Source organism: Chondromyces crocatus (genome assembly GCF_001189295.1).
Taxonomy (GTDB): Bacteria; Myxococcota_A; Polyangia; order Polyangiales; family Polyangiaceae; genus Chondromyces; species Chondromyces crocatus.
Genome location: NZ_CP012159.1, coordinates 6,898,765 through 6,917,905, shown reverse-complemented (window position 1 = coordinate 6,917,905; position 19,141 = coordinate 6,898,765). Strand labels below are relative to the sequence as shown.

Here is a 19,141-nt window from a genome sequence, read left to right as displayed (position 1 = left end):
GCGGGCGGGCTCCGAGGAACTTCCGGGCGCTGGTGGGCGCCCGCTCAGCGCATCAGGATGCGGTCTTTCGGCGTGCGACGTAGAAGAAGTCGCGAGGCGACGGATCCGTGACGTACTCCGTCGCCTTGAAGTTCACGTCCGGGATGAGGGACGACTCGGCGATGGGTGGCTCTCCCGCCACACCGTGGGTGTACAGCAGGAAGCGAGGGTATGCGTGGTTCACGTCGAGCTGCGCAGCGTCGTGGGCGCCCGCGGTCTTCATGGCGCGCCCCATCGTCTCGGAGGAAACGGCTTCGCCGAGGCCGTAGAACATGAAGCGACCGGTCTCGTCGATCCCGAGCGCCGAGCGCCGGATGATCGTTTCTCCACTCACGGTAGAGCCCCAGTTGCGGTTCGACTCCGAGAGCCCTGCGTTCAAATTTCCCTGCTCGACAAGACAGGGGGGCGTCTGTCGGTAGCTGGTGAAGCTGGGGGCATCGGCCTTCAGCGCTGACCAGGTGCGGATCCGCACGCCACCTTCGCGGTGGAATGCGATGGTGCAGGCGCGCTTGCGCGGCGGCAGGAACTTCACGCCGTCGAGCATCATCCCGTAGTTGCCGTGCATGGCCTTGAAGCCACCGTTGAAGGCCGCGAGCAGGTCATCGGTGCGCTCCTGGGGAACGACGCCAGGGCGGAGTTCGTCAGGGAGCTTGTGGACCGCCACCGGCTCCTGGGTCCCTGCCACGAGCCGAATCTCGGCGGCCCTGAGATCGATCGCCACGACCGCTACAGCGGCGAAGCCGCGCCGTGGATCGGGATGCACGACGCTCTTCCAGAGAATCGGATCGCCGCCTCGATCGTCGGCGTGCGCGATGGGGATCCAGGTCCCATCGGCAGCGGTGGCGACCTTCTTGTAGGGCGGCGTGAACGGCAGTGGCGCTGCCCGCTCACTGGCCGCGACGGGGACCGTCACGCTTGCGGGGAGGATGGCATCCTCCTCCGTCTCCTCTGTGGGGAGTGCGGGTTCTTCCCAGAACGTCTTTGGCGGCGTGGTCCCGTAGCGGAGCTGATTGACGCGATCCGCCATGCCGTAAGCGACGTCCTCGATCCAGGCGATCGGCTCGGGCCCTACTACCGCACGAACTCCGTCGACGACCGCTGGCGCGAAGCCGGGGACCTGGTGGATGGCGTACCAGAGGCCTCCCGTCACGACGATGCCGACCCCTCCCACGATGCCCAGCCGGCGAAGCCAGCGGGCACGGCGACCTGAGCCGGGGGCGTGAGCGGCCTTCGGGGGGGTCGAGGCGGCCCAAGGGGAACTCGCTTCGTCGGTGGCGGGTGTTGCAAGCTGGCGCAACGGAGGTCCGGAGTCGGTGATGGGGGTCCCCACACGAGGAGCGTACTCGATCGTCTGCGGGTGCCCAACTTCCCGGGCTCGCAGCCCAGCCCTTCGAGCGTGATCCGACTCGACCGTGGATGTTCCAGACAGTGTGTCCGCCGGCGTCCATGACATCGGGCGCGATCGAGCGCCCCGCTCGACGAGGTTCTCTACCCGGCACGAAGCTGGCCGGACAAAACGAAGCGCGCGCTCTTTCCGAAGAATGGAGCGCGCGCTTCGTCGTCCTGTCGTGAATCAGCTCAGTTGCTGTCCCTGCGCCATCACCTTGATGCCGTCGTTGAACAGGATCTCGACCTTGGTCGGATCGAGGACCCGCGCGACCACACCGTCGCCGAACTTGCTGTGCCGCACGAGCTCACCCTCCGCCAGGATCAGGGTGATGCGGTAGGGCTTGAACGCCGCCGCGGGCTGTCCCGCGATGGCCTTCTCCCAGATGGCCGTGAGATCGCGCTCCGCCTTTGCGCTGGCGCGCTCCGACGATCGCGAACTCTTCGAGCTCGTGCCCGAGCTTCGGGCAGACTCGCGCGCTTCACGCGCGACGGCCTTCTGTGCCTTGGCGCGCTCGCGCTCGCTCTTCGGTGGCCGATACAGGTGGTGCGACCCGCAGGTCTTGCACTCCACCTTCTTCACATCGTCCCCGACCATGGCGATGATCCGGTGAGTGAGATCGAGCTTGCACTTCGTGCACCAGGAATCGATCTCTCCGCCAGTCTTGGGCTTCTTCGTGCTCACTTCTCCTCGCGCCGCCGCTCCCGGCCGGCCTCCTTGCTGCGATCCTTGACGGTCACCTGAGAGCTCACCTCGGGCTTCGGGAGGCCACTGCTCTTCGGCGGCTCCTCCCCGGACGCATCCTCCTTCCGGATGGCCGCTTCGTTGGGAATGAAGCGGATCTCCGTCTTGATCTCGAAAGAAAGCTTCGTGAGTACCTTGGCGATCTCATCTGCCAGGTTGGTCTGTTCGAGGACATCCCGGATCTCCTTCGCGACCACCCGGTACACACCGACCTTGGTCTCGTCGATCTGGGTATAAAGATAGTGGAGCAGCTCCTTGGGGAGCTTCATGTCGCCCACGAGCTGACGCAGGTTCTCCGGACCCTCACTGAGCCGGTCGATCCCCGACTCGACGGCGCGCTCCACGGCGCGCTTGATGATCTCCGGGACCGCACGCTCCAGAGCCCGCTCGAACAAGCGCTTCTTCTCGACTTCGCCTTCCGGCTTGTCGTCGTCGCGCAGCGGGTCGGCTTCGTCGGCCATCGTGCGCGACCCCTACCGGGCCGATTGACCCATGTCAACGGTCCCCGGCTGCGCCACTACCGGGCGGAACCGCTCTCCAGGGCCCAGACCTCGGCCGCGAAGCGGCCAGTCCCCTTGCGCGCCGAGAATTCCAGGGTCGCCTCGTCGTCGTCCAGGGCGCAGAAAGGCCGGTCAGGCTGCACGATCGGCCAGGCGTCTTCCCCGGCGTCGGTGGCGATCGCAACGCCACGGCTGCTGCGGATCACGACATCCAGGTCGCCGATACCTCGATCGGCGACTGCGAACACGCGGTAGCAGGATCCTCGGTGCAACGAGAGCGGGGCGCTCACCTCGGAGCGGCCTTGGCCCACCACCCCCGTGACCGCTTCCATCGAAAGACGGCGCATTCCGTTCGACGGACCACACATCATCGCCAGGCGGGTCACGTCGTGGAGCGGCTCGCCCGAGAGCCGGAAGTTGCCGTAGCAGCGCACCCAGGGGCCTCCGACCCGCACGGGGGGAGTGAACCGTTCGCTCGGGGCCGTCGCGCCACCAGGGCTCCCCCCGGCAGCTTCCAGGCTCTCCGAGAGCGCTTCGCCCTCGGAGCCACCTCCTTGCGGCGAAGGTTCTGCGGGATCTCTGGCCGTTGCGTCGGTAACGGCGCCAGAGGCGGACGCGCCCGGCGGGGAAAGCGGCGGTCGCGGTGCTCCTGAGGGAGCATTCAATACGGTGGGTGGGCCTTCCTGGCCCTCCCAAGGGCGGTGGCGTTCTTCACAGGCGACGGCACTCGGCAGCAAGAGGACCAGGCAGATGCCCACCCCCTGTGCGCGGGAGAGCGCGTTGATTCCTTTCGTCTTTCCAGGAAGGCGGCCTGAGGATGGTCGCCCGGGTCGGCGTGCCGTCGCCTCGTTGTCAGGCGTCATTCTTCGTGTCTGTCGCTTCCCGGAATCCATGCGTCGTCGGTGGTCCCTGTCTCATGCAGCGTGCATCACGCGGCAACCTTTTCCATCGGAGAGCAATGCACAAGGCGAGGATGACGCGCCTGCTGGACGCTTTCCCCAGGCCTGGACGGATGGACTACCGTGCAGAGCATGGAAGCGTTTCGTGAACGCCGCAGGCGCGTACTCGCTCAACTCGATGGCGCCCTGCTGCTCTTCTCGATGCCCGTCGCGCTCCGCAATGATGATGTCGAGCATGCCTACCGACAGGACTCGGACTTCTACTATCTGAGCGGGTTCACCGAACCCGAGTCGGTTTTGCTTTTGACGACCAAGCACGAGGAGCATGAAGCGATCCTGTTCGTGCGTCCTCGCGATCCCGCTCGAGAGATCTGGGACGGGGAGCGTGCGGGGGTCGACGGTGCTGTCGTCCACCATGGATTCGATGTGGCGTATCCCATCGAGGCGCTCGGAGACGTGCTGCCCCGCTACCTCCGAGGCGTCCGGCGCCTCCATCACCGCCTCGGCTTCGATCGTACCAACGACGACAAGGTGCTGCAGGCCATCCAGGCCGTGCGTGGCCGAGGTCGGACACCCCACGTCTGGCCCACCGAGATCGTCGACCCTCGCACGCTGCTGCACGAGATGCGGATCGTGAAATCGGAGCATGAGATCGCGGCGATGGATCGTGCTGCAGAGATCACCCGTGACGCGCACGTAGCAGCCATGCGTCTCGCGGCTCCGGGGCGTCACGAGTACGAGCTGGAGGCGGTGATGCGTGAGGTGTTTCGGCGGAGTGGTGCCGAGCGGGTGGCATACGAGCCGATCGTCGGATCCGGACCCAACGCGACGGTGCTCCATTACCGAGCGAACCGACGTCGCATGACGGATGGGGAGCTGGTGCTCATCGATGCCGGTTGCGAGTTCGGCTACTACGCTTGCGACGTCACGCGCACGTTTCCGGTGAACGGTGTGTTCTCTCCAGCGCAGCGACGCATCTATGAAGTGGTGCTCGAAGCCCAGCGCGCCGCCATCGAGGCGACCTGCCCCGGCGTGTCGGTGGATCGCGTCCATGACGTGGCGGTGGAGGTCGTTTCTGCAGGTCTCATCGCGCTCGGATTGCTGGAAGGTCCGCTCGAGAAGGTGCTGGAGGAGCGCTCTCATCGCCGCTACTACCTTCACCGCACCAGTCATTACCTGGGGATGGACGTGCACGACGCTGGCACGTACTTCGCGGAAGGGGAGCCGCGTCCCATGCTGCCGGGGATGGTGATCACCATCGAGCCGGGGCTCTACATCCGCCACGATGCCATCGATGTTCCGCCCGAGTATCGGGGGATCGGAGTCCGCATCGAGGACGATGCGCTTGTGACGTCGGAGGGGAATCGTGTCCTCACGGCCGACATTCCCCGAACGATCGCTGATGTAGAGCGCGCCTGTCGAGGGTGAGCCGACTTCTGGGGACGAGGAGAGCGTGAGGAAGAAGGCGAAAGGGCAGGTTGCGTTGCCTTTCGAGCGGGAGCCAGGCCCTCCTGTGGTGACGATCGAGCCCGGTCCCGAGCGGGATCACGAAGTGGTTATCGCCCTCGGGGCCTGGTTCGACGGTGCGGCTCGTGATCTGCCCTGGCGCCGCACGCGGGACCCATACGCAATCTGGCTGAGCGAGGTCATGCTCCAGCAGACCCGCGTCGAGACAGTCATCCCTTACTTCGAACGTTTTCTGTCGCGGTTCCCCACGGTTCGTGAGCTCGCGCTCGCCGAGCTGGACGAGGTGCTCGCGCTGTGGAGCGGCCTCGGCTACTACCGACGTGCGCGGGTCATGCACCTCGCCGCCCGCGAGGTCACTGAGCACCATGCGGGTGCATTCCCTGGAGATGCTGCCGCCCTTCGAGCATTGCCCGGCATCGGGGCTTACACCGCAGGCGCGGTAGCAAGCATCGCGTTCGACCGCCGAGAGCCTCTCGTCGACGGCAATGTCGCGCGCGTTCTCTCCCGGCTCGAGGGCATCGACGACGACATTCGATCCGCAGCAGGTCAGAAGCTGCTGTGGCAAGCGGCCGCGCGCCTCGTGCCCGAGGCCCGACCGGGGCGCTTCAACCAGGCCCTCATGGAGCTTGGTGCAACGGTCTGTACACCCCGCGCTCCTCGCTGCGGTGCATGCCCCGTGAGTGGCCACTGTGTCGCGCGCGCCACGGGGCGTGAAGAAGAGCTACCCGTGATCGCGCCGAAGCGGGAGGTCCCCTCCGTCCGCATGGTCGCCGCGGTGGTCTGGGCTGGTTCGCGCGTGCTGCTGGCCCGCCGAGAGGAGGGAGGCCTCTTCGGAGGGCTGTGGGAGCCGCCCATGGTCCCTTCGGACTCGATCGACGAAGCGCGGACGCTCCTCGCCGACGCTGGCATACCAGCGACACTTGCACTGCATGAAGCGGGGCGAGTGCGTCACATCCTCACGCATCGTCGGATGGAGGTCACGGTGGCGCGCGCCGAGGTGTCGGAGGCGTGGCGCTGCCGAGCAAAGCTTGCCAGCCCTTACGAGAAGGCATCCTGGCTGGATCCGAGCGCGAGCGAGGTCGGCGTTTCCACGCTCGCGCGCAAGATCGTGTCTACGGCATCGCCCTCCGCGGCCTGGGCAGAGCGCGCCCGTCGCTGACCGAGCACCGTCTAGGCACTGGACACACAGGTCGCGGCGCTTCCTGACCACCCTCCGAGGAGAGTGTCCCAGAACAGCCAGCTTCCACGCTGTGGCTTGCGCCCTCGGCAGAAATCATGTCGAGAAATGCCTCATTCCGTGGGCTGGCACGGAAGGCGCTTGCAAGTCGATGGCGCCCCGAACCAGCGGGGAGGTCGCCTCCGTTCAGGAAGGCTAGGGAGCGGATAGGAGCTCATTATGGCTGAGCGACGACGGGCAGTCGCCGAGATGGCGGAATCCGAGACACCCAAGAAGACCACGACAGCGACGACGATGAGGAGGAAGCTGCGCGACCCGGTCGTCGCGCGGGAGAGCGAGCACGAGCGCAGCGTGATGGCTGACGATGGAGCGCTATACGTCCTCGCGCTGGCGGATCGCGTCGTGCTCGATGTGCTCGCCTACCAGGATGAGGGTCTCCTGGCCTTCATCCGCATCGATGGTGAGGTCGTCGCCGAGCTTCCCGTCGCGGGCCAGGCCTGAGCATCGGCTCCACCGGGAGAGCGCCCGACTCCCCGGAGAGCGAGGCCTGCGCTCGCGCATGCCCTCCGTGAGGACGATACCCCGGCGAGCCAGATCGCTGCGCGCCGGGTCTCGACACTCCCATCACTGAATCGGCCTCGACCCGTACCGACATCCTCGACGTCGGTGTCGCCTCGGGGCCCGGGTTCACCCTGACGCTCCGGTGGTTTGCATCAAGCCATTCGCGGCAATCTACTGCCTGCTGCCGATGCCTATCCCCGTGCTGACGTGGCCTGGTTACTCAGGACCACAGTCTCGCGGAGGACTGCGTAGCGTGGGCAGCGGTCCACGGGAGAGGTGCACGGCTCAACCCCGTGCACCCCTGCGTGCATTGGTCATTCAGCGCTGACCGGCGGCGCGCCGGATGACGGTAGGCGCGGCGGCTGACGACGTGGACTTCGCCGAGCGCTTCAGCATCCGTTCGCTCGGCGCCGACCCGCTGTCGTCGTCGAGTGCTCGGAGGTCGACGTCCTCGCCGAGCTCCACGTCGTCGCCCTGCATCACGTCGTTTCCTACCCGCCGGTGCCTGCCGAAGTGGGATCCACTGCGTCGGACCTCGTCACCAATCTGCTCGTCGGATGCGTTGAGCAGCTCTTCCTCGTAGAGGAACGCGCTTTCCGGATCCTGGTCATCATGGAGCATGTGCAGATCGCTCATGTCCTGTACGCGGGTCGCTCCTTCCAGGAACTCGGAGCCGAGATCGATGGCGAGGTCGGCGGCAGCGTCTCCCGCGTGGGGGTTGACGTCGAAAGCGATGCGCCCAGCCTCGTTGGGGTGGTGCCGATAGGCTCTCACGTCGTCGTCCAGGGTCGGGACGACATCGCTGAGTTCACGGCCCAGGTGGTCTTTGCCATACAGCGGTGGAGCTTCGCGCTCGTCCGCGTCGGGGATGCTCCTGAACGGCTCGTCGAGCGTATCCATGGGATCCCGCATCGGTCTGACGCTTCGCTGGTCGCCTCCGTCGCGTCGCAGGGCCGAGGTGGCGGCCCTGGGTGAGAGGGTTGACCTGGAGGGGGAACCGGCCTGTTCGGCCGAGGTGCCCGACGCCCAGGGAGATGCTTGCTTGTTGGTTGATGTGCGTCGTTGGCTCACGAGCAGGGGTAATGCAGGTTCCGCTCCCGTGGCCGGTGGGGTTTGATCGTGCGGAAAGGCCCCGCGTCGGGGTAAAAGGCGGGAGCATGAGAGGACAGATCGCGCTCGCGGTGGGCGGCTTGGTGCCTCTCGTCAGTCTGACCTGCTCCGCGTGGGCACAGTCTCCGGCACCGCAGACCCTCACCAGAGAGAGCGAGCTTCGCGCGGAGAGCGGGAATTCGCCGGGGAGCGCGCAGGGAGACGAGGCCGCGATGGGGCAAGTCGACGCCACCCGTGCAGCGGCCTATCGACCACTCTCACGTGAGCCTGGCTTGGCAGGGCGAGTCCTGGGGACCATTGCCTTGGGGCAAGGGCTCCGGCTCAACAACCCCTACAGGTTGCAGACGCAGCTCGGCGCGACGGGAGAGTCGCTGTCACTCACCGCGCCGTACCTGGATTTCGGTGTGGCGGCGATGCTCGGTCCTGCAGATGGCTTGCAGCATGGCGCCTCGCTGCGGTTTTCGATCGGTCTGATGGGGGTGGCGCAGCAGTCTTTTTCGCCGACCTACATGATCGCTTATCGCGGCCCTGGGCGAGTGCTCGCCTACGGGCGACTCGGAGCTTCACTGCTCATCACGCCAGACACGAACCTCGGTGGTGAGCTCGGGGTCGGGGCTGGCTATTTCTTGACGTCCAGGATCGCCTTGATGGGGGAGCTGATCGGCAACCTGTTCTATGGCGCTGCTACCTGGGAGAAGCAGTACACCGTGTACCCCGTCGTGTCGGCTCAGCTCGGGTTGATGATCGACTACGAGATCTTGCCATGATGAAGGCACGGACGCACGCGCGAGCATCGGCGGGAGCCACACCGGCTCGACAGGCGAGGACGCCGAGGCACGGTGAACGCCGGCCTGTCGCACGCACGGTGACCCGAGACATCGTGCGGCTCGCACTGCTCCTCGGCTTGTTCGTCGCGGCGCCCGTGGTGGGGGACATTGGTAGCTGCGGGCAGACACCGGAGGACCTGGATGCGTTCAAGTTCTTTGCGATCAAAGCGCAGCTGGACTGCGACCGATGTACGGCATGTGGGATCCTCTCGGAAGCATGCGCGAGAGCGTGCGCGCCCACGCTCGATGGGGTTGCCTTCCCTGTGGGGTGCTATCCCCTCGCGCACGATGGTGAGGTGTGTCTGAACGCGCTCTATGCGGCGAGCTGCGGGGCATACGAGGAATACATGGCTGACCAGGGCGCCACGACGCCGACCGAGTGCAATTTTTGCCCGCTCTCAGAGGGGCCTCGATGACGTCGGCGCTGCGATCCGCGCTCTGCGTGGCGCTCGCCGCAGCACTCGGTGGATGCGTCGAGGGGGCGCGGTTCGTGGCGAGTCCCCAGGAATATGCGGCGTACCGGGCACATCGAACGGAGCCTTCGCTCGAGGCGAGGCTGTCGGCCGCATCCGACTACCTGAAGCGCTATCCGGAGGGAGCGTTCGCTGGTGAGGTGAAGAGCTGGCTTCAGCGCGCCGAGCCGGTCTACTTCGAGGTGAAACAAGGGAGCGCCGCCGGGCTCCGAGCTTATCTGGGCGCCCTACCGGACGGGGCTTTCTCCGCGCGAGCGCGCGTCGCGCTGGCGAAGCTGGAGATCGCGCGAGCACCTGATGACGTTGCATCGGGCGAAGAGACCGAGGCGCGCATCGATGCGCAGCAAGCGCTGCGGGAGCGTGCTGTGCGTGAGGTGGAGCTGTGGCTCGATCGGTTGCTGGATCCGCGTCTCTGGGGAGGGGCTCCCATGAGCCAGGCACCGGCGTCCGTGCTCGTGCCCTTCAGTCTGGCGCTGCCCTGGCCCGCCTGTCGCTCGATCGAAGAGACCGGTGACGGGCCCTCGTCGGGTCCCAACGCACCGGCGGGAGTTCGGCGGTGTGCCAAGCTCCTGAGCTTGCCTTACAGCGTGTCCGGGGGAGTGGGGGGCGAGGAGCGGGAGCTGACGCTGGAGGTTGCGGTGGTCCAGGATGCCGCTGGGAGACCCATCGAAGCGACAGTGGGGGGACCGGAGATGTTCACGCGGCTCGAAGAAGCGCGCTCGGTCCGCGCCATCGACGCGGGGGACGCAGCAGCTCGGGTGAGCGGGATTTCCCTGGCCGTCACGATGGCGCGGAGGGCCTTTTCGGCGAAGGTGAGTGAAGAGCCCACGTGTCGGAGAGAGCCTGTTGCCCCCGTCGTCCTTGCGCTCGGATGCGGGGGAGTCGCGCTCGACGTGCGCGCCGCCATCGAAGCTGGGGATGACGATCGGATCCTGATCACGCCCCTGAGCAGACCTGCGCAGGTGTCATCCGCCGCGGACAGCGCTGACCCGCGGCGGTAGGCAGGATCGTTCCCGCATGAATCGTCTCTCGTGAGACGCCGTCAGCGTTCGTGTGGCCAGAGCGGAGCGATCTGCGGCCTCACGACCGGATGCGCGAGGCGCCGCTCAGGGGAGCCCACCACCGAGGCCTGGGCCAGCACCAGCACCCGTGCCGCCAACACCGGCGCCGGTGGAGCCGCCGGCGCCCAGCGCGCCACCGGCTCCACCGGCGCCGGTATCGACGTCAGGGTCCGTGTCGGTGCTCGTATCGCCGCTGCCGGGCGGCTCTGCGCCGCCCATGGGCGCGTCCATGACGCCTCCGCGAGGCGGCGGGAGATCTTCGCTGTCGCTTTCTGCGCACCCGCTCGCTGTCGTCGTGGCTGCGACGGACAGGAGCAAGAGCGTCCAGGGGAGGCCGGTGCTCGTCATGGCCCGTAGGCTATCTCACGCGGCAGTGCTGAGCCATCCCGGAAGGGGACGCCTGCTCTCCGTCGTGCACGGGGACGACGTCTCGTCGGACGAGGCAGGTGGCCGGGGAGAATGACCGTGCCGTCATCTCCTGATTCTCCCTCTCCGGCTCTCCTGAGTACGGCCACCTGGATTCTCTCAATGCTCAATCGGTGTTTCACCCGATCATGGAAGCGGGCGCTGCCGGAACGGCCTCAGCAAGGCTTCGACTTCTTCCGTCCTTTGAGCTTCTCGCGCATCTTCGGGCAGACATCGATGATGTTCGTCGAGCGCTCCTTGTAGCGAGCCTTCATCTGCTCGACGACGTCCTTCTTGTCCTTGTCCCGCTGGAGATCCTTGGTCTCGCCGGGATCGTCGACGAGATCGTAGACGGCAAAGGCGTCATCGTCGCCGTAGGCGATGATCTTGTAGCGATCGTGGATCAGCGCACGCTTTCGGTCGTTGTCGCTGGTGCGAGGGAGATCGAGGATCACGTCGCGGGCCTCGGGCTCCTTGCCGTACAGCTCGGGGACCAGGCTCTGGCCCTGGAACTTGGTGTCGGTCGGGGTGCCGGAGAGCTCGAGGATGGTGGGAGCGAGATCGATGGAACTGCGCGGCGTATCGATGCGGCGTGGCGTGATCCCGGGGGCATGGATGAGGAGCGGGACGTGGGTGAGCACGTCCCACAGCTCGAAGCCGTGGCGATACATCTTGTGCTCTCCGAATGCCTCGCCGTGATCGGCGGTGATGACGATGGCGGTGCGCTTGCCCCACTCCTGTGCTCGGACGAAATCGATGAGCTTGCCGACGTGCAGATCGGTGAACTTCATCTCGCCGTCGTAGAGATCGCGGGCCTTCTTCCCGAAGCTCTCGATGCCCTCGTGCTGCATGTACATGTCGTGCGGATCGAGGAAGTGATAGAACGCGAAGAAGGTGCCCTCGGTGTTCGCCTTGTCCGAGAGGTGCTTCTGCGCGAGCTCGAGGTGCTGGGGGCTCGTGATGTTGCGATCGGTGGTGTTGTCCGCCGAGATCCCCGGCGTGATGTCCCAGATGTCGAAGCCCTGGTGGAAGCCGGCCTTGTTCTTGTTGAAGTAGAAGTGCGCCTGCGCGCTCATCGTGCGCACGCCAGCCTTCTGCAGGATCTCCGGGAAGAACAGCTCCTCGTCGGGATACGCGCTGAAGAAGTAGCCGCTTCGCTGAAGCTCGCTCGGATAGCGGCCAGCGAGCAGCCCGCCGATGCTCATGGCGGTGTAGGAAGAGACCGCGTAATGGCGTGAGTAGCTGACGGCTTCCTTCGCGAACCTGGTGAGGTTCGGTGCGATGTCACGGGGATAGCCGGCCCACGGCATGTCGGCGCGCATGCTGTCGATGGAAATGAGCAGCACATTGAGCTTCCCAGGCGCGCCCCCGGGGCTCGTGGCAGGCGCTGCTGCTGCGGCGGCAGATGCCGTGGTGGAGGCGTTCGGAGCAGCGGTGGCAGAGGGCTGGGAGCTGGGGTCGGACGCCTCGGGGGCCGCGGCAGGGCTCGTGGTCGAGGGGCCGGTCGGCTGCCCGCTCGTGCCTTCGCGCGAGCAGCCTGCCGAGAAGGCAGCGAGCGCGAGCGCGCCGATCAGGAACCTGGACGATAGGGCCGTACGCATGGGGCCGTCTTACCCCGAGTTGGGCGATAGCGCCAAAAGCGTACAGCGCGGTCGACTTCCGGTATGCTGGCGCCCCCCATGAGCGGTTTCGCTGTGAAAGCACCGCGTCCGCCGCCCGATGGCGCCCGAGCGGGGGGCGCTGAAGGCACGGCCGGTGCGACTCGTGCCGCCACGGAGACCATCGCGCCTCCGCCGCCAGGCGTGGGCGAGCACGTCAGCCAGGCGCTCAAGCAGCACATCACAGAGATGGCGCTGGGGCTTCTGGAGGAGCAGCTCCAGGCCCGCATCGTCCACTACCGGGCCGACCTGGCCACCAACCCCGAGCTGGACGAGGTGACGGCCACGGTGGTGGAACAGCTCCACCGGCTCCAAGCTGCCGCGCAGGAGCGCGCCTCGGGAGACCGAGAGGCCATCCGAGCTGCCCACGAGCGCACGTTGCGTCGGCTGCTCGGGCGGGTGTTTCCCGCGGGCAGCCTCTCGTTGCTGGTGGAGGGGCGCTTGAAACGGATCCACCGCAAGCTCGCACGCCTGTTCTTTCAATCGGAGCTACACGGCAAGACGCGCGGCCGCGATGGCGGCATGAAGGTGATCCATCACGGAGAACAGGCGATCTTCTACTTGCTCGCGCGGTATCGGAACCGCTTGCAAGCGGAGCTTGGTGGGTTCGATTTTGCCTCGGACGAGGTGCGCGAGCGCTCCTTCGAGCTGCTCGCGAAGATCTCGAAGGACATGCAGGACGCCTTCCTTTCCCGCCGCTCCACGGAGCTGCGGCGGATTGTCGGGGCGTTCAACACCGTGCTCGTCGACGTGATGCGGCGCGTGCTGTCGGCCGAAGTCGGCGCGATCTCTGCAGAGGTCGTGGAGCGAGGGCAGACGCAGGAAGGACGAGCATACAGTTACAAGATCGCCGAGGAGGCGTTCCCGCGGTTCCGGGCGGCGATGGAGCGCGCGATCATGGTGCGTCTGGTCGGAGCCGTCGAGGATCCGCTCGTGGCGCGCCTGGCGGATACGGCGGGCTCCGATCGTGATGAGACGGTGCAGTTCATCACTGACCCGCAGGTCTTCAGCATGATCTGCGGAGAACTCTGCGATGGGATGTACGAGCTTCTGTGCAACGAGGGATTCCTCGACCTGCCTCCTGACTGGCGCGTCGTGTCGGCGACGCCGCAGGCTGGCTGACACCGCTTGACGTGACAACCGATGACGAGGATGGCTTTCATGACGAGAGGATATGGACTTGCGCGCGCGGGGCGCGGTCTGGTGGCGCTCGCGGCGCTGACGCTCGGCGCAGGGTGCGCGCGAGGACCCGATGTCGAGGCGACCGGGCTGGGGCTCCGACGGGTGGTGATCTACCGTAACGGTGTCGCCTACTTCGAGCGCGAGGGGCGCGTCGACGCGGAGCAGGTGACGTTCCGGGTACGCAAGGAGAAGGTCGGTGACTTCCTGGCGACGCTCGCCGTGATGGAGGCCGGAGGGAGCAGCGTCCGCAGTGCGTCGTTTCCCGTCGAGGTGGCCGAGCCGGGGGACGACGGAGACGATGCGGCGCCGGATCCGCGCTTCGAGGTGCTGCTCAAGCCACCGCCTCCCCGCGATGGCGGACCGCGCAAGAAGGATCGCCTGGAGACAGTGAAGCTCACCCTGGATGGCCGTGAGCATGATCTCGTCGTGGGCTATGTGGCGGAGACGCCCGTGTGGCGTCCCTCGTACCGCCTGGTGCTGAAAGGGAGCGGGACCAGCGCGCAGGCGTCGTCTCCTGGGCAGAAAGAGGCGAGCGGAGCAAAGACGGCGCATCTCCAAGCGTGGGGGATCGTGCAGAACCTCTCGGGTGAGGACTGGAAGAACGTCCGCCTGACCCTGGTCGCCGGTGCGCCGCTGGCGTTCCAGGCCACGCTCGATCAGCCCGCCATCCCCGAGCGTCCCGTGGTCACGGATCGAGGCGAAGTGATCGCATCTGTGCCCACCAGTGAGACCTCTCTCGCGCAAGCCACGCCACCACCGCCGCCGCCCGCGCCGCCGCCGGAGCCCATGCTCGAGGACGAGGAGATGGCCGAGGGGGACGACATGAGCGGAGGGGCCCCGATGAGGCCTGGTAGGGCTGCGACCGGGGCTTACGGTCGTGGGCTGGCCGAGTCGCAAAAGAAGGCCGAAGATCGGGCGCGGCGAGAGCCTCCGCGGGCGCCGAGCCCGTCCATGAAGATGGCACCCCAGCACGCCTATGATGCAGGGGCATCCCAGCAGGCGATGCCAGCAGCTCCCCGCAACATGAGCGCCCTGGCCGCAGTGGCGATGGAGGGGGGAAACACGCGGTACGATCTGCCATTCCCCGTCGATGTTCCCGACAAGAGCGCGACGATGGTGCTGCTCCTCGCCCGGGAAGTCTCCGGGGAGTCCATCTTCCTGTTCGCGCCGGATGGAGGCGTCCCTGACTCGTCCAGCCATCCGTTCCGCGTCGCTCGCTTCAAGAACGAGACGAATGGCTTGCTCGAACGAGGCCCGATCGCCGTGTTCGAAGCTGGCGCATTCCTCGGTCAGGGCATGGTCGACCCCCTCCCGCCTGGAGCAACGACCACCGTGCCATTCGCCCTGGAGCGCAGCCTGGCCGTGGACACGAACCGCCAGGAGAGCTCGGAAGGAGCGCGTCTGGCGAAGATCGAGTCAGGAGAGATCGAAATCGAGCGCGACTGGGTGATCCACACGAAGTACGCGATCCGCAACGGGAGCGATGCGGCGGCGAAGACGCTGGTCAAGCACCCGCGGCTCCACGGGACCCGGCTCCACAATCCCCCGAAGGACACCGAGGACAACCTGGGTACGGGCAGCGCGTTGATACCGATCTCGGTGCCAGCGCGCGGGACCGCCGTGCTCGATGTGGACGAACGCAGGACCTACAACCAGCGCGTCGACTGGCTGAGTCAGCTGGCAGATGACGCTGTGAAGGCCTACTTGAAGGACCCGCGTGCCGAGGCAGCGGTGGTCCAGTCCCTCGGACAGGCATGGGAGATCAGAGGGAAACTGCGTCCCGCCGTGGACGAGCGAAACGCTCTCCAGGACGAGCAGGCGAGGCTCTCCCAGCAGAGCGAAGAGCTGCGGCGTAACCTGCGTGCGATCGAGAAGAACAAAGCGGCTGAGGATCTGCGACGTGATCTGACCAATCGGCTGGCGAAATCGTCGGCCCGGCTCGACGAGATCACGAAGCGCTTGATCGTGCTGGAGATGCAGATCAACGAGCTGGAGGTCCGCTTCAGGGATCTGACCCGGGCCATCAAGATGGTGCGACCACCGAGTCCGGTGCGCGCCATACCGTGAGGAACCGAGAATCCCAGTCTCCGCAGTGAGAGGTCATCCGAGGGGAGCGCTGAGCGCCTCCCCCGGGGATCTCACCGGGAGCCACGTCGAAGCAGGGCAGGGGAGCCAGGCCCAGGATAGGGGAGAACGGGTGTCAGCGTGCGGGCTTGGCGCTGGTGGCCGGCTCACGGGCTGTTCCGGCGTGCGTCCATGCGCGTTCCGCGCCCACGGCGAGCCAGGTCAGCTCGACCTTCTGCTCGCCGAGCGTCGCAGCGACCGTGTCGCCCCACTGCGCCGGGGCAGGGAGTGCCAGGGATTTCTGCGCCTTGATGGTCTCGAGCTGCTCCGCCGAGATGCGGAAGGATGCGATTCCTTCGCTCGCGAACACGCTGACCGCCGTGCTCGGGACGAACGGCGAGAGGATGGCGCGGACCGCGCCGAGCTCGCGGACGCGCTCGACAGCGATGCGGATCTCGTCGAGTGACGACAGGAGCAGCGCTACCCCGGCGTCTGACCCAGGACGTGCCGTCGTATCTCCGGCCGACCTCGGGCCCGTCACGGAGGGGCTGAGGGCGGCGGCCGCGCGCGGAATGCCTTCATGCACGTCGAGTGTGGCGGCGCTCTTCCACCCGAGGGCTGGAGGCGGCGCGGGGGGCTTCTTCGTGGAAGCGAGATCGGAACCCTTCTTGTCGCGGAGAATGAGCACATCGTCGGTCGGCAGGGCTCGCGGGACGGTCACACGCACTGGCCGCTTGAACGAGCGAGGATCTCCGACCGTTCCCGTGGCCACCGCGTAGGCGAGCGTTTCCGCCGAAGCCACGACGAAGGATGGCGTCCCAGGGCGTCGTGGCTCTGGGTCGGCTGTGCGCAGGGACAGCGTTCCCTTCGGAGGCGGGTAGATCTCGCTGCTCACCACCCGATGATCCGGTTCCACGATCCGCGCGCCCGTGGCGACCAGATCGACGAGGGCACCCGACTGGGCGAGCACCTCGAGCACCTGACGCGAGGGAGGCGCCACGAGCAGGTCGAGTCGCGACGGGACACGCTTCGACTTGAGGAGTAGCGCAGCCGCGAGCATGTCCCGCAACGTCGCCCCGGAGTCCCCTCCGAGGACCACCTGACCCACGGGTTTGCCGGCGAGATCGCGTACCGGGCGCACCACCCCCTCCTCGTCGAGGAGCAGCGGGTCGACTGCCGCCAGATCCAGCGAGACGACCTCCTCACAAGGGGCCCCCGGGTCGGGGATGAGCGCGCGATGCGCCTTGGACCGACGCTGATCTCGCAGGAAGACCTCGGTCTTCTCATCGCTCACGAACAGCGCAGCGGCCGCTCCGACCTGCGGCGCGAGCCCGCAGAGCACGGCTCGGTCACCGACCGAGAGCAGACGAGCGCTCGGTCCCGCGAACTCCAGCACCACGGGCGCTCCGAACTCGGCCTCGATCCGGCGCACGACCTCGTCGAGCCCACGGCGGAGCAGCTCCAAGGCCACGTCGCGCGCGCAGACGAAGGGACGGATCTTCCCCGACAGGTGGACCTGGACGCTGCGCGGTGGCCTGAGCCATGCCGAGCCGGTCGCGAGCGCCTGACCGAGCTGGCTCGGCGAGACGACCAGAGAGAGCATCCCTATCCCGCCCACCGTGGCGAGCCGCGGATCGTCGGTGAGGGCCAGCCGCGCTGGGGCCGCGAAGCGTTCGAGGTGAACCTGGGCGGGGAAACCGATCCCAGGCCGGGCGATGGGGATATTGTAGGCAGGAAAGTCAGGCGACACGCTCTGCGCGCTGCCTGACTCGGCGTCTGCCATGGAGGTGGCATCGGTGATGCAGGTACCATCGTAGGCGACGGCGACCTCGACCGGCGATTTCTTCATGCCGGCTGCGAGGGCCTCCGAGAGCGCACGGGTCGGCGCTCTCGACAGGATCACCTGATCGACCTTGACCTGAACCAGATCACCCCGAAGCTGCGGATCCGTCGCTCGCCCGGCGAGGATCTTCTGGGGCATCGTGCGGGGGGGATCCCCTGCTCGCGCACGCATAGAAAGTGGGCCGTCCTGTTCTTCGTTGGGAACGATGAAGAATTGGCAGCGATGACGCGCGAACCTCCGCGCCTTCTTGCCGGAGGAATCGTCCACCCTCCGCCCGTGCTCATGCCGGGTGACGGGGAGACGGCATGCACGTTAGCCGCACGCTGGGACGAGGGTCAAGGCATGCAGCGCGGAGCGGCCCCTTGGTGCGGCAATCGCCCGGCTGAGGTCCGGATGCAAGAGACAAAGATCCCCGGAGGTCGCTGCTACCTTTGCCTTCCTCCTCCGCATTTCTACCCCCCCTCCCGGTGCGCTTCGACCCCCTGCCGGAGACGGGAGCGGCGTCACCTCGTTCGGTTCCTTTCCCAATCTCGTCGCTCTTGGGTAGTCTCGGCGCCATGTTCCAGGCCGTGCTCAAGGAGATCGTCGAGAACACCGAGGGTGGGATCGCGACACTCCTCATGGACTTCGAAGGCATCGCGGTCGACAGCTACTCGCGAAACGGCGCCGAGTTCGACATCAGCACCATCGGCGCGGAGTTCAGCGTCGTGTTGAAGTCGATCCAGCGTGCAGCAGAGATGCTCGAGGCAGGCCCCACGGCCGAGGTCGCGATCCAGGCGGAGAAGGTGACGACGCTGATCCGCGTCGTGAACAACGCTTACTTCGTGGCCTTTTCCATGTCGCCCGACGCGAACATGGGCAAGGCGAGGTACATGCTCCGGACCAAGGTACCGCTCCTCCTGAAAGAGCTGTCCTGACAGCGCGATCCGGCAGAGGCGAGGGACCCAGGGGCCTCGAGGTTTCTGGTCACCACTTCGACCGTCTCGGCCGACCGCGAGAACGTCGTCCGCTCCACGCCGTGACCACGCTCGTCGATGATCGACGGGCGTGATGCTGGCTCTGGTCAGGGTCAGCGTGCTCTGTGTGGACGGCTCGTTCGCGCGCTGGGAGATGACCTCGCCCGCGCTGGAAGAAAGAGATTGAAGGTGAAGCGCCTCTCTGCTTGAACGGGGGGCGCCTCGGCCCAGGGGGTGCTCACCCGACGGTCGGGCGAAGCGGGGTGAGGAACCCGTCTCGCCGCACGTCCCCGGCCGACGTCCGCTTAGCCATGAACATCGATTTCAATCAGCTCCGCGCGCTACTCCGCCTCCTCGAAAAGCGGGATGTGAGCGAGTTCGAGTTCGAGGACGAGCACGCCCGCATCCGCCTGGTGCGCGGAGCTCGTCGGGTGGTCGCCGAGCCCCTGGCAGGGGGGTACGCGCCAGCTCTCCCTCCAGCCGCCCCCACCGCATCCGCCCCGGTCGCCGCTCCTGCGGCACCTGCAGCCGACGACGCGAAGACGGCCTTCGTCACGTCACCCTTCGTCGGTACATTTTACCGCTCACCCTCTCCGGACGCGCCTCCCTTCGTGGAGGTCGGCAGCTCCATCCGCGAGGGCCAGGCGCTCTGTATCATCGAGGCCATGAAGCTGATGAATGAGATCGAGGCCGACCAGGCTGGCGTCATCGTCGAGATCCTCGTCGAGAACGGTAAATCGGTCGAGTTCGGGCAGCGACTCTTCAAAGTACGACCGACCTGACGGCGG

Annotated in this window: 18 protein-coding genes; 10 read left to right on the top strand and 8 right to left on the bottom strand. The window is 66.8% G+C overall.

Annotated elements, in window-relative coordinates; translation table 11 throughout:
• Positions 1-52 precede the first annotated feature (52 nt).
• The 4 genes from CMC5_RS25245 to CMC5_RS25230 form a co-directional block, all read right to left on the bottom strand.
• Complete coding sequence (locus CMC5_RS25245) at positions 53-1,210, bottom strand: phosphodiester glycosidase family protein (RefSeq protein ID WP_245677741.1); 1,158 nt, start codon at positions 1,208-1,210, stop codon at positions 53-55.
• Positions 1,211-1,612: 402 nt separating this feature from the next.
• Positions 1,613-2,110: a hypothetical protein gene (locus CMC5_RS25240; protein WP_050432815.1), complete on the bottom strand. Its 498-nt coding sequence runs from the start codon at positions 2,108-2,110 to the stop codon at positions 1,613-1,615.
• Positions 2,107-2,631, bottom strand: a complete 525-nt coding sequence (locus CMC5_RS25235) for a hypothetical protein (RefSeq protein ID WP_050432814.1) — start codon at positions 2,629-2,631, stop codon at positions 2,107-2,109. Before CMC5_RS25235 ends, CMC5_RS25240 begins: the two co-directional genes overlap by 4 nt.
• A 56-nt stretch (positions 2,632-2,687) precedes the next feature.
• On the bottom strand, positions 2,688-3,125 hold the full coding sequence (locus CMC5_RS25230) for a hypothetical protein (protein ID WP_050432813.1): 438 nt from the start codon (positions 3,123-3,125) through the stop codon (positions 2,688-2,690).
• Between the two features lie 576 nt (positions 3,126-3,701).
• Between CMC5_RS25230 and CMC5_RS25225 the strand changes: the two genes are divergently transcribed.
• From CMC5_RS25225 to CMC5_RS25215, 3 genes are all read left to right on the top strand, one after another.
• A complete protein-coding gene (locus CMC5_RS25225) occupies positions 3,702-4,997 on the top strand; it encodes an aminopeptidase P N-terminal domain-containing protein (RefSeq protein ID WP_050432812.1) in 1,296 nt (431 codons plus the stop codon).
• Between the two features lie 25 nt (positions 4,998-5,022).
• Positions 5,023-6,195, top strand: a complete 1,173-nt coding sequence (gene mutY / locus CMC5_RS25220) for an A/G-specific adenine glycosylase (RefSeq protein ID WP_156338860.1) — start codon at positions 5,023-5,025, stop codon at positions 6,193-6,195.
• Between the two features lie 237 nt (positions 6,196-6,432).
• Positions 6,433-6,714, top strand: coding sequence for a hypothetical protein (locus tag CMC5_RS25215; protein ID WP_245677740.1), 282 nt, complete (start codon positions 6,433-6,435; stop codon positions 6,712-6,714).
• A 378-nt stretch (positions 6,715-7,092) separates the two neighbouring features.
• Here the strand turns inward: CMC5_RS25215 and CMC5_RS46635 are convergent, their stop codons facing one another.
• A complete protein-coding gene (locus CMC5_RS46635) occupies positions 7,093-7,674 on the bottom strand; it encodes a hypothetical protein (RefSeq protein ID WP_179955479.1) in 582 nt (193 codons plus the stop codon).
• 257 nt (positions 7,675-7,931) lie between these two features.
• On the opposite strand from CMC5_RS46635, the gene CMC5_RS25205 reads away from it, so the two are divergent.
• The 3 genes from CMC5_RS25205 to CMC5_RS25195 all read left to right on the top strand — a co-directional run bounded on the left by CMC5_RS25205 (position 7,932) and on the right by CMC5_RS25195 (position 10,185).
• Entirely contained in the window at positions 7,932-8,651 is a 720-nt protein-coding gene (locus tag CMC5_RS25205) for a hypothetical protein (protein WP_050432810.1), read from the top strand.
• Between the two features lie 98 nt (positions 8,652-8,749).
• Positions 8,750-9,127, top strand: coding sequence for a hypothetical protein (locus CMC5_RS25200; RefSeq protein WP_050432809.1), 378 nt, complete (start codon positions 8,750-8,752; stop codon positions 9,125-9,127).
• A complete protein-coding gene (locus tag CMC5_RS25195; protein WP_050432808.1) occupies positions 9,124-10,185 on the top strand; it encodes a hypothetical protein in 1,062 nt (353 codons plus the stop codon). The genes CMC5_RS25200 and CMC5_RS25195 overlap by 4 nt, the downstream gene beginning before the upstream one ends.
• Before the next feature lie 105 nt (positions 10,186-10,290).
• Here the strand turns inward: CMC5_RS25195 and CMC5_RS25190 are convergent, their stop codons facing one another.
• Complete coding sequence (locus CMC5_RS25190) at positions 10,291-10,593, bottom strand: hypothetical protein (RefSeq protein WP_050432807.1); 303 nt, start codon at positions 10,591-10,593, stop codon at positions 10,291-10,293.
• Positions 10,594-10,826: 233 nt separating this feature from the next.
• On the bottom strand, positions 10,827-12,251 hold the full coding sequence (locus tag CMC5_RS25185; protein WP_050432806.1) for a sulfatase family protein: 1,425 nt from the start codon (positions 12,249-12,251) through the stop codon (positions 10,827-10,829).
• A 78-nt stretch (positions 12,252-12,329) separates the two neighbouring features.
• On the opposite strand from CMC5_RS25185, the gene CMC5_RS25180 reads away from it, so the two are divergent.
• Both CMC5_RS25180 and CMC5_RS25175 read left to right on the top strand, forming a co-directional pair.
• On the top strand, positions 12,330-13,430 hold the full coding sequence (locus CMC5_RS25180; RefSeq protein WP_245677739.1) for a hypothetical protein: 1,101 nt from the start codon (positions 12,330-12,332) through the stop codon (positions 13,428-13,430).
• Positions 13,431-13,469: 39 nt separating this feature from the next.
• Positions 13,470-15,557 carry a hypothetical protein gene (locus CMC5_RS25175; RefSeq protein ID WP_050436118.1) on the top strand — a complete coding sequence of 696 codons (2,088 nt, stop codon included), beginning with the start codon at positions 13,470-13,472 and terminating at the stop codon, positions 15,555-15,557.
• Positions 15,558-15,690: 133 nt separating this feature from the next.
• Here CMC5_RS25175 and CMC5_RS25170 read toward each other — a convergent pair whose 3' ends face one another.
• Positions 15,691-17,535: an aconitase family protein gene (locus CMC5_RS25170; protein WP_050436117.1), complete on the bottom strand. Its 1,845-nt coding sequence runs from the start codon at positions 17,533-17,535 to the stop codon at positions 15,691-15,693.
• 419 nt (positions 17,536-17,954) lie between these two features.
• On the opposite strand from CMC5_RS25170, the gene CMC5_RS25165 reads away from it, so the two are divergent.
• Both CMC5_RS25165 and accB read left to right on the top strand, forming a co-directional pair.
• Complete coding sequence (locus CMC5_RS25165) at positions 17,955-18,314, top strand: roadblock/LC7 domain-containing protein (RefSeq protein WP_050432805.1); 360 nt, start codon at positions 17,955-17,957, stop codon at positions 18,312-18,314.
• A gap of 356 nt (positions 18,315-18,670) precedes the next feature.
• A complete protein-coding gene (accB, locus tag CMC5_RS25160) occupies positions 18,671-19,135 on the top strand; it encodes an acetyl-CoA carboxylase biotin carboxyl carrier protein (RefSeq protein ID WP_050436116.1) in 465 nt (154 codons plus the stop codon).
• Positions 19,136-19,141 lie beyond the last annotated feature (6 nt).

Excerpts from the sequence above, each read along its gene's own strand:
- CMC5_RS25235 (WP_050432814.1), bottom strand. The coding sequence starts at position 2,631 with ATGGCCGACGAAGCCGACCCGCTGCGCGACGACGACAAGCCGGAAGGC.
- CMC5_RS25225 (WP_050432812.1), top strand. The coding sequence starts at position 3,702 with ATGGAAGCGTTTCGTGAACGCCGCAGGCGCGTACTCGCTCAACTCGAT.
- CMC5_RS25215 (WP_245677740.1), top strand. The coding sequence starts at position 6,433 with ATGGCTGAGCGACGACGGGCAGTCGCCGAGATGGCGGAATCCGAGACA.
- CMC5_RS46635 (WP_179955479.1), bottom strand. The coding sequence starts at position 7,674 with ATGGATACGCTCGACGAGCCGTTCAGGAGCATCCCCGACGCGGACGAG.
- CMC5_RS25205 (WP_050432810.1), top strand. The coding sequence starts at position 7,932 with ATGAGAGGACAGATCGCGCTCGCGGTGGGCGGCTTGGTGCCTCTCGTC.
- CMC5_RS25195 (WP_050432808.1), top strand. The coding sequence starts at position 9,124 with ATGACGTCGGCGCTGCGATCCGCGCTCTGCGTGGCGCTCGCCGCAGCA.
- CMC5_RS25190 (WP_050432807.1), bottom strand. The coding sequence starts at position 10,593 with ATGACGAGCACCGGCCTCCCCTGGACGCTCTTGCTCCTGTCCGTCGCA.
- CMC5_RS25185 (WP_050432806.1), bottom strand. The coding sequence starts at position 12,251 with ATGCGTACGGCCCTATCGTCCAGGTTCCTGATCGGCGCGCTCGCGCTC.
- CMC5_RS25180 (WP_245677739.1), top strand. The coding sequence starts at position 12,330 with ATGAGCGGTTTCGCTGTGAAAGCACCGCGTCCGCCGCCCGATGGCGCC.
- CMC5_RS25175 (WP_050436118.1), top strand. The coding sequence starts at position 13,470 with ATGACGAGAGGATATGGACTTGCGCGCGCGGGGCGCGGTCTGGTGGCG.
- CMC5_RS25170 (WP_050436117.1), bottom strand. The coding sequence starts at position 17,535 with ATGCCCCAGAAGATCCTCGCCGGGCGAGCGACGGATCCGCAGCTTCGG.
- CMC5_RS25165 (WP_050432805.1), top strand. The coding sequence starts at position 17,955 with ATGTTCCAGGCCGTGCTCAAGGAGATCGTCGAGAACACCGAGGGTGGG.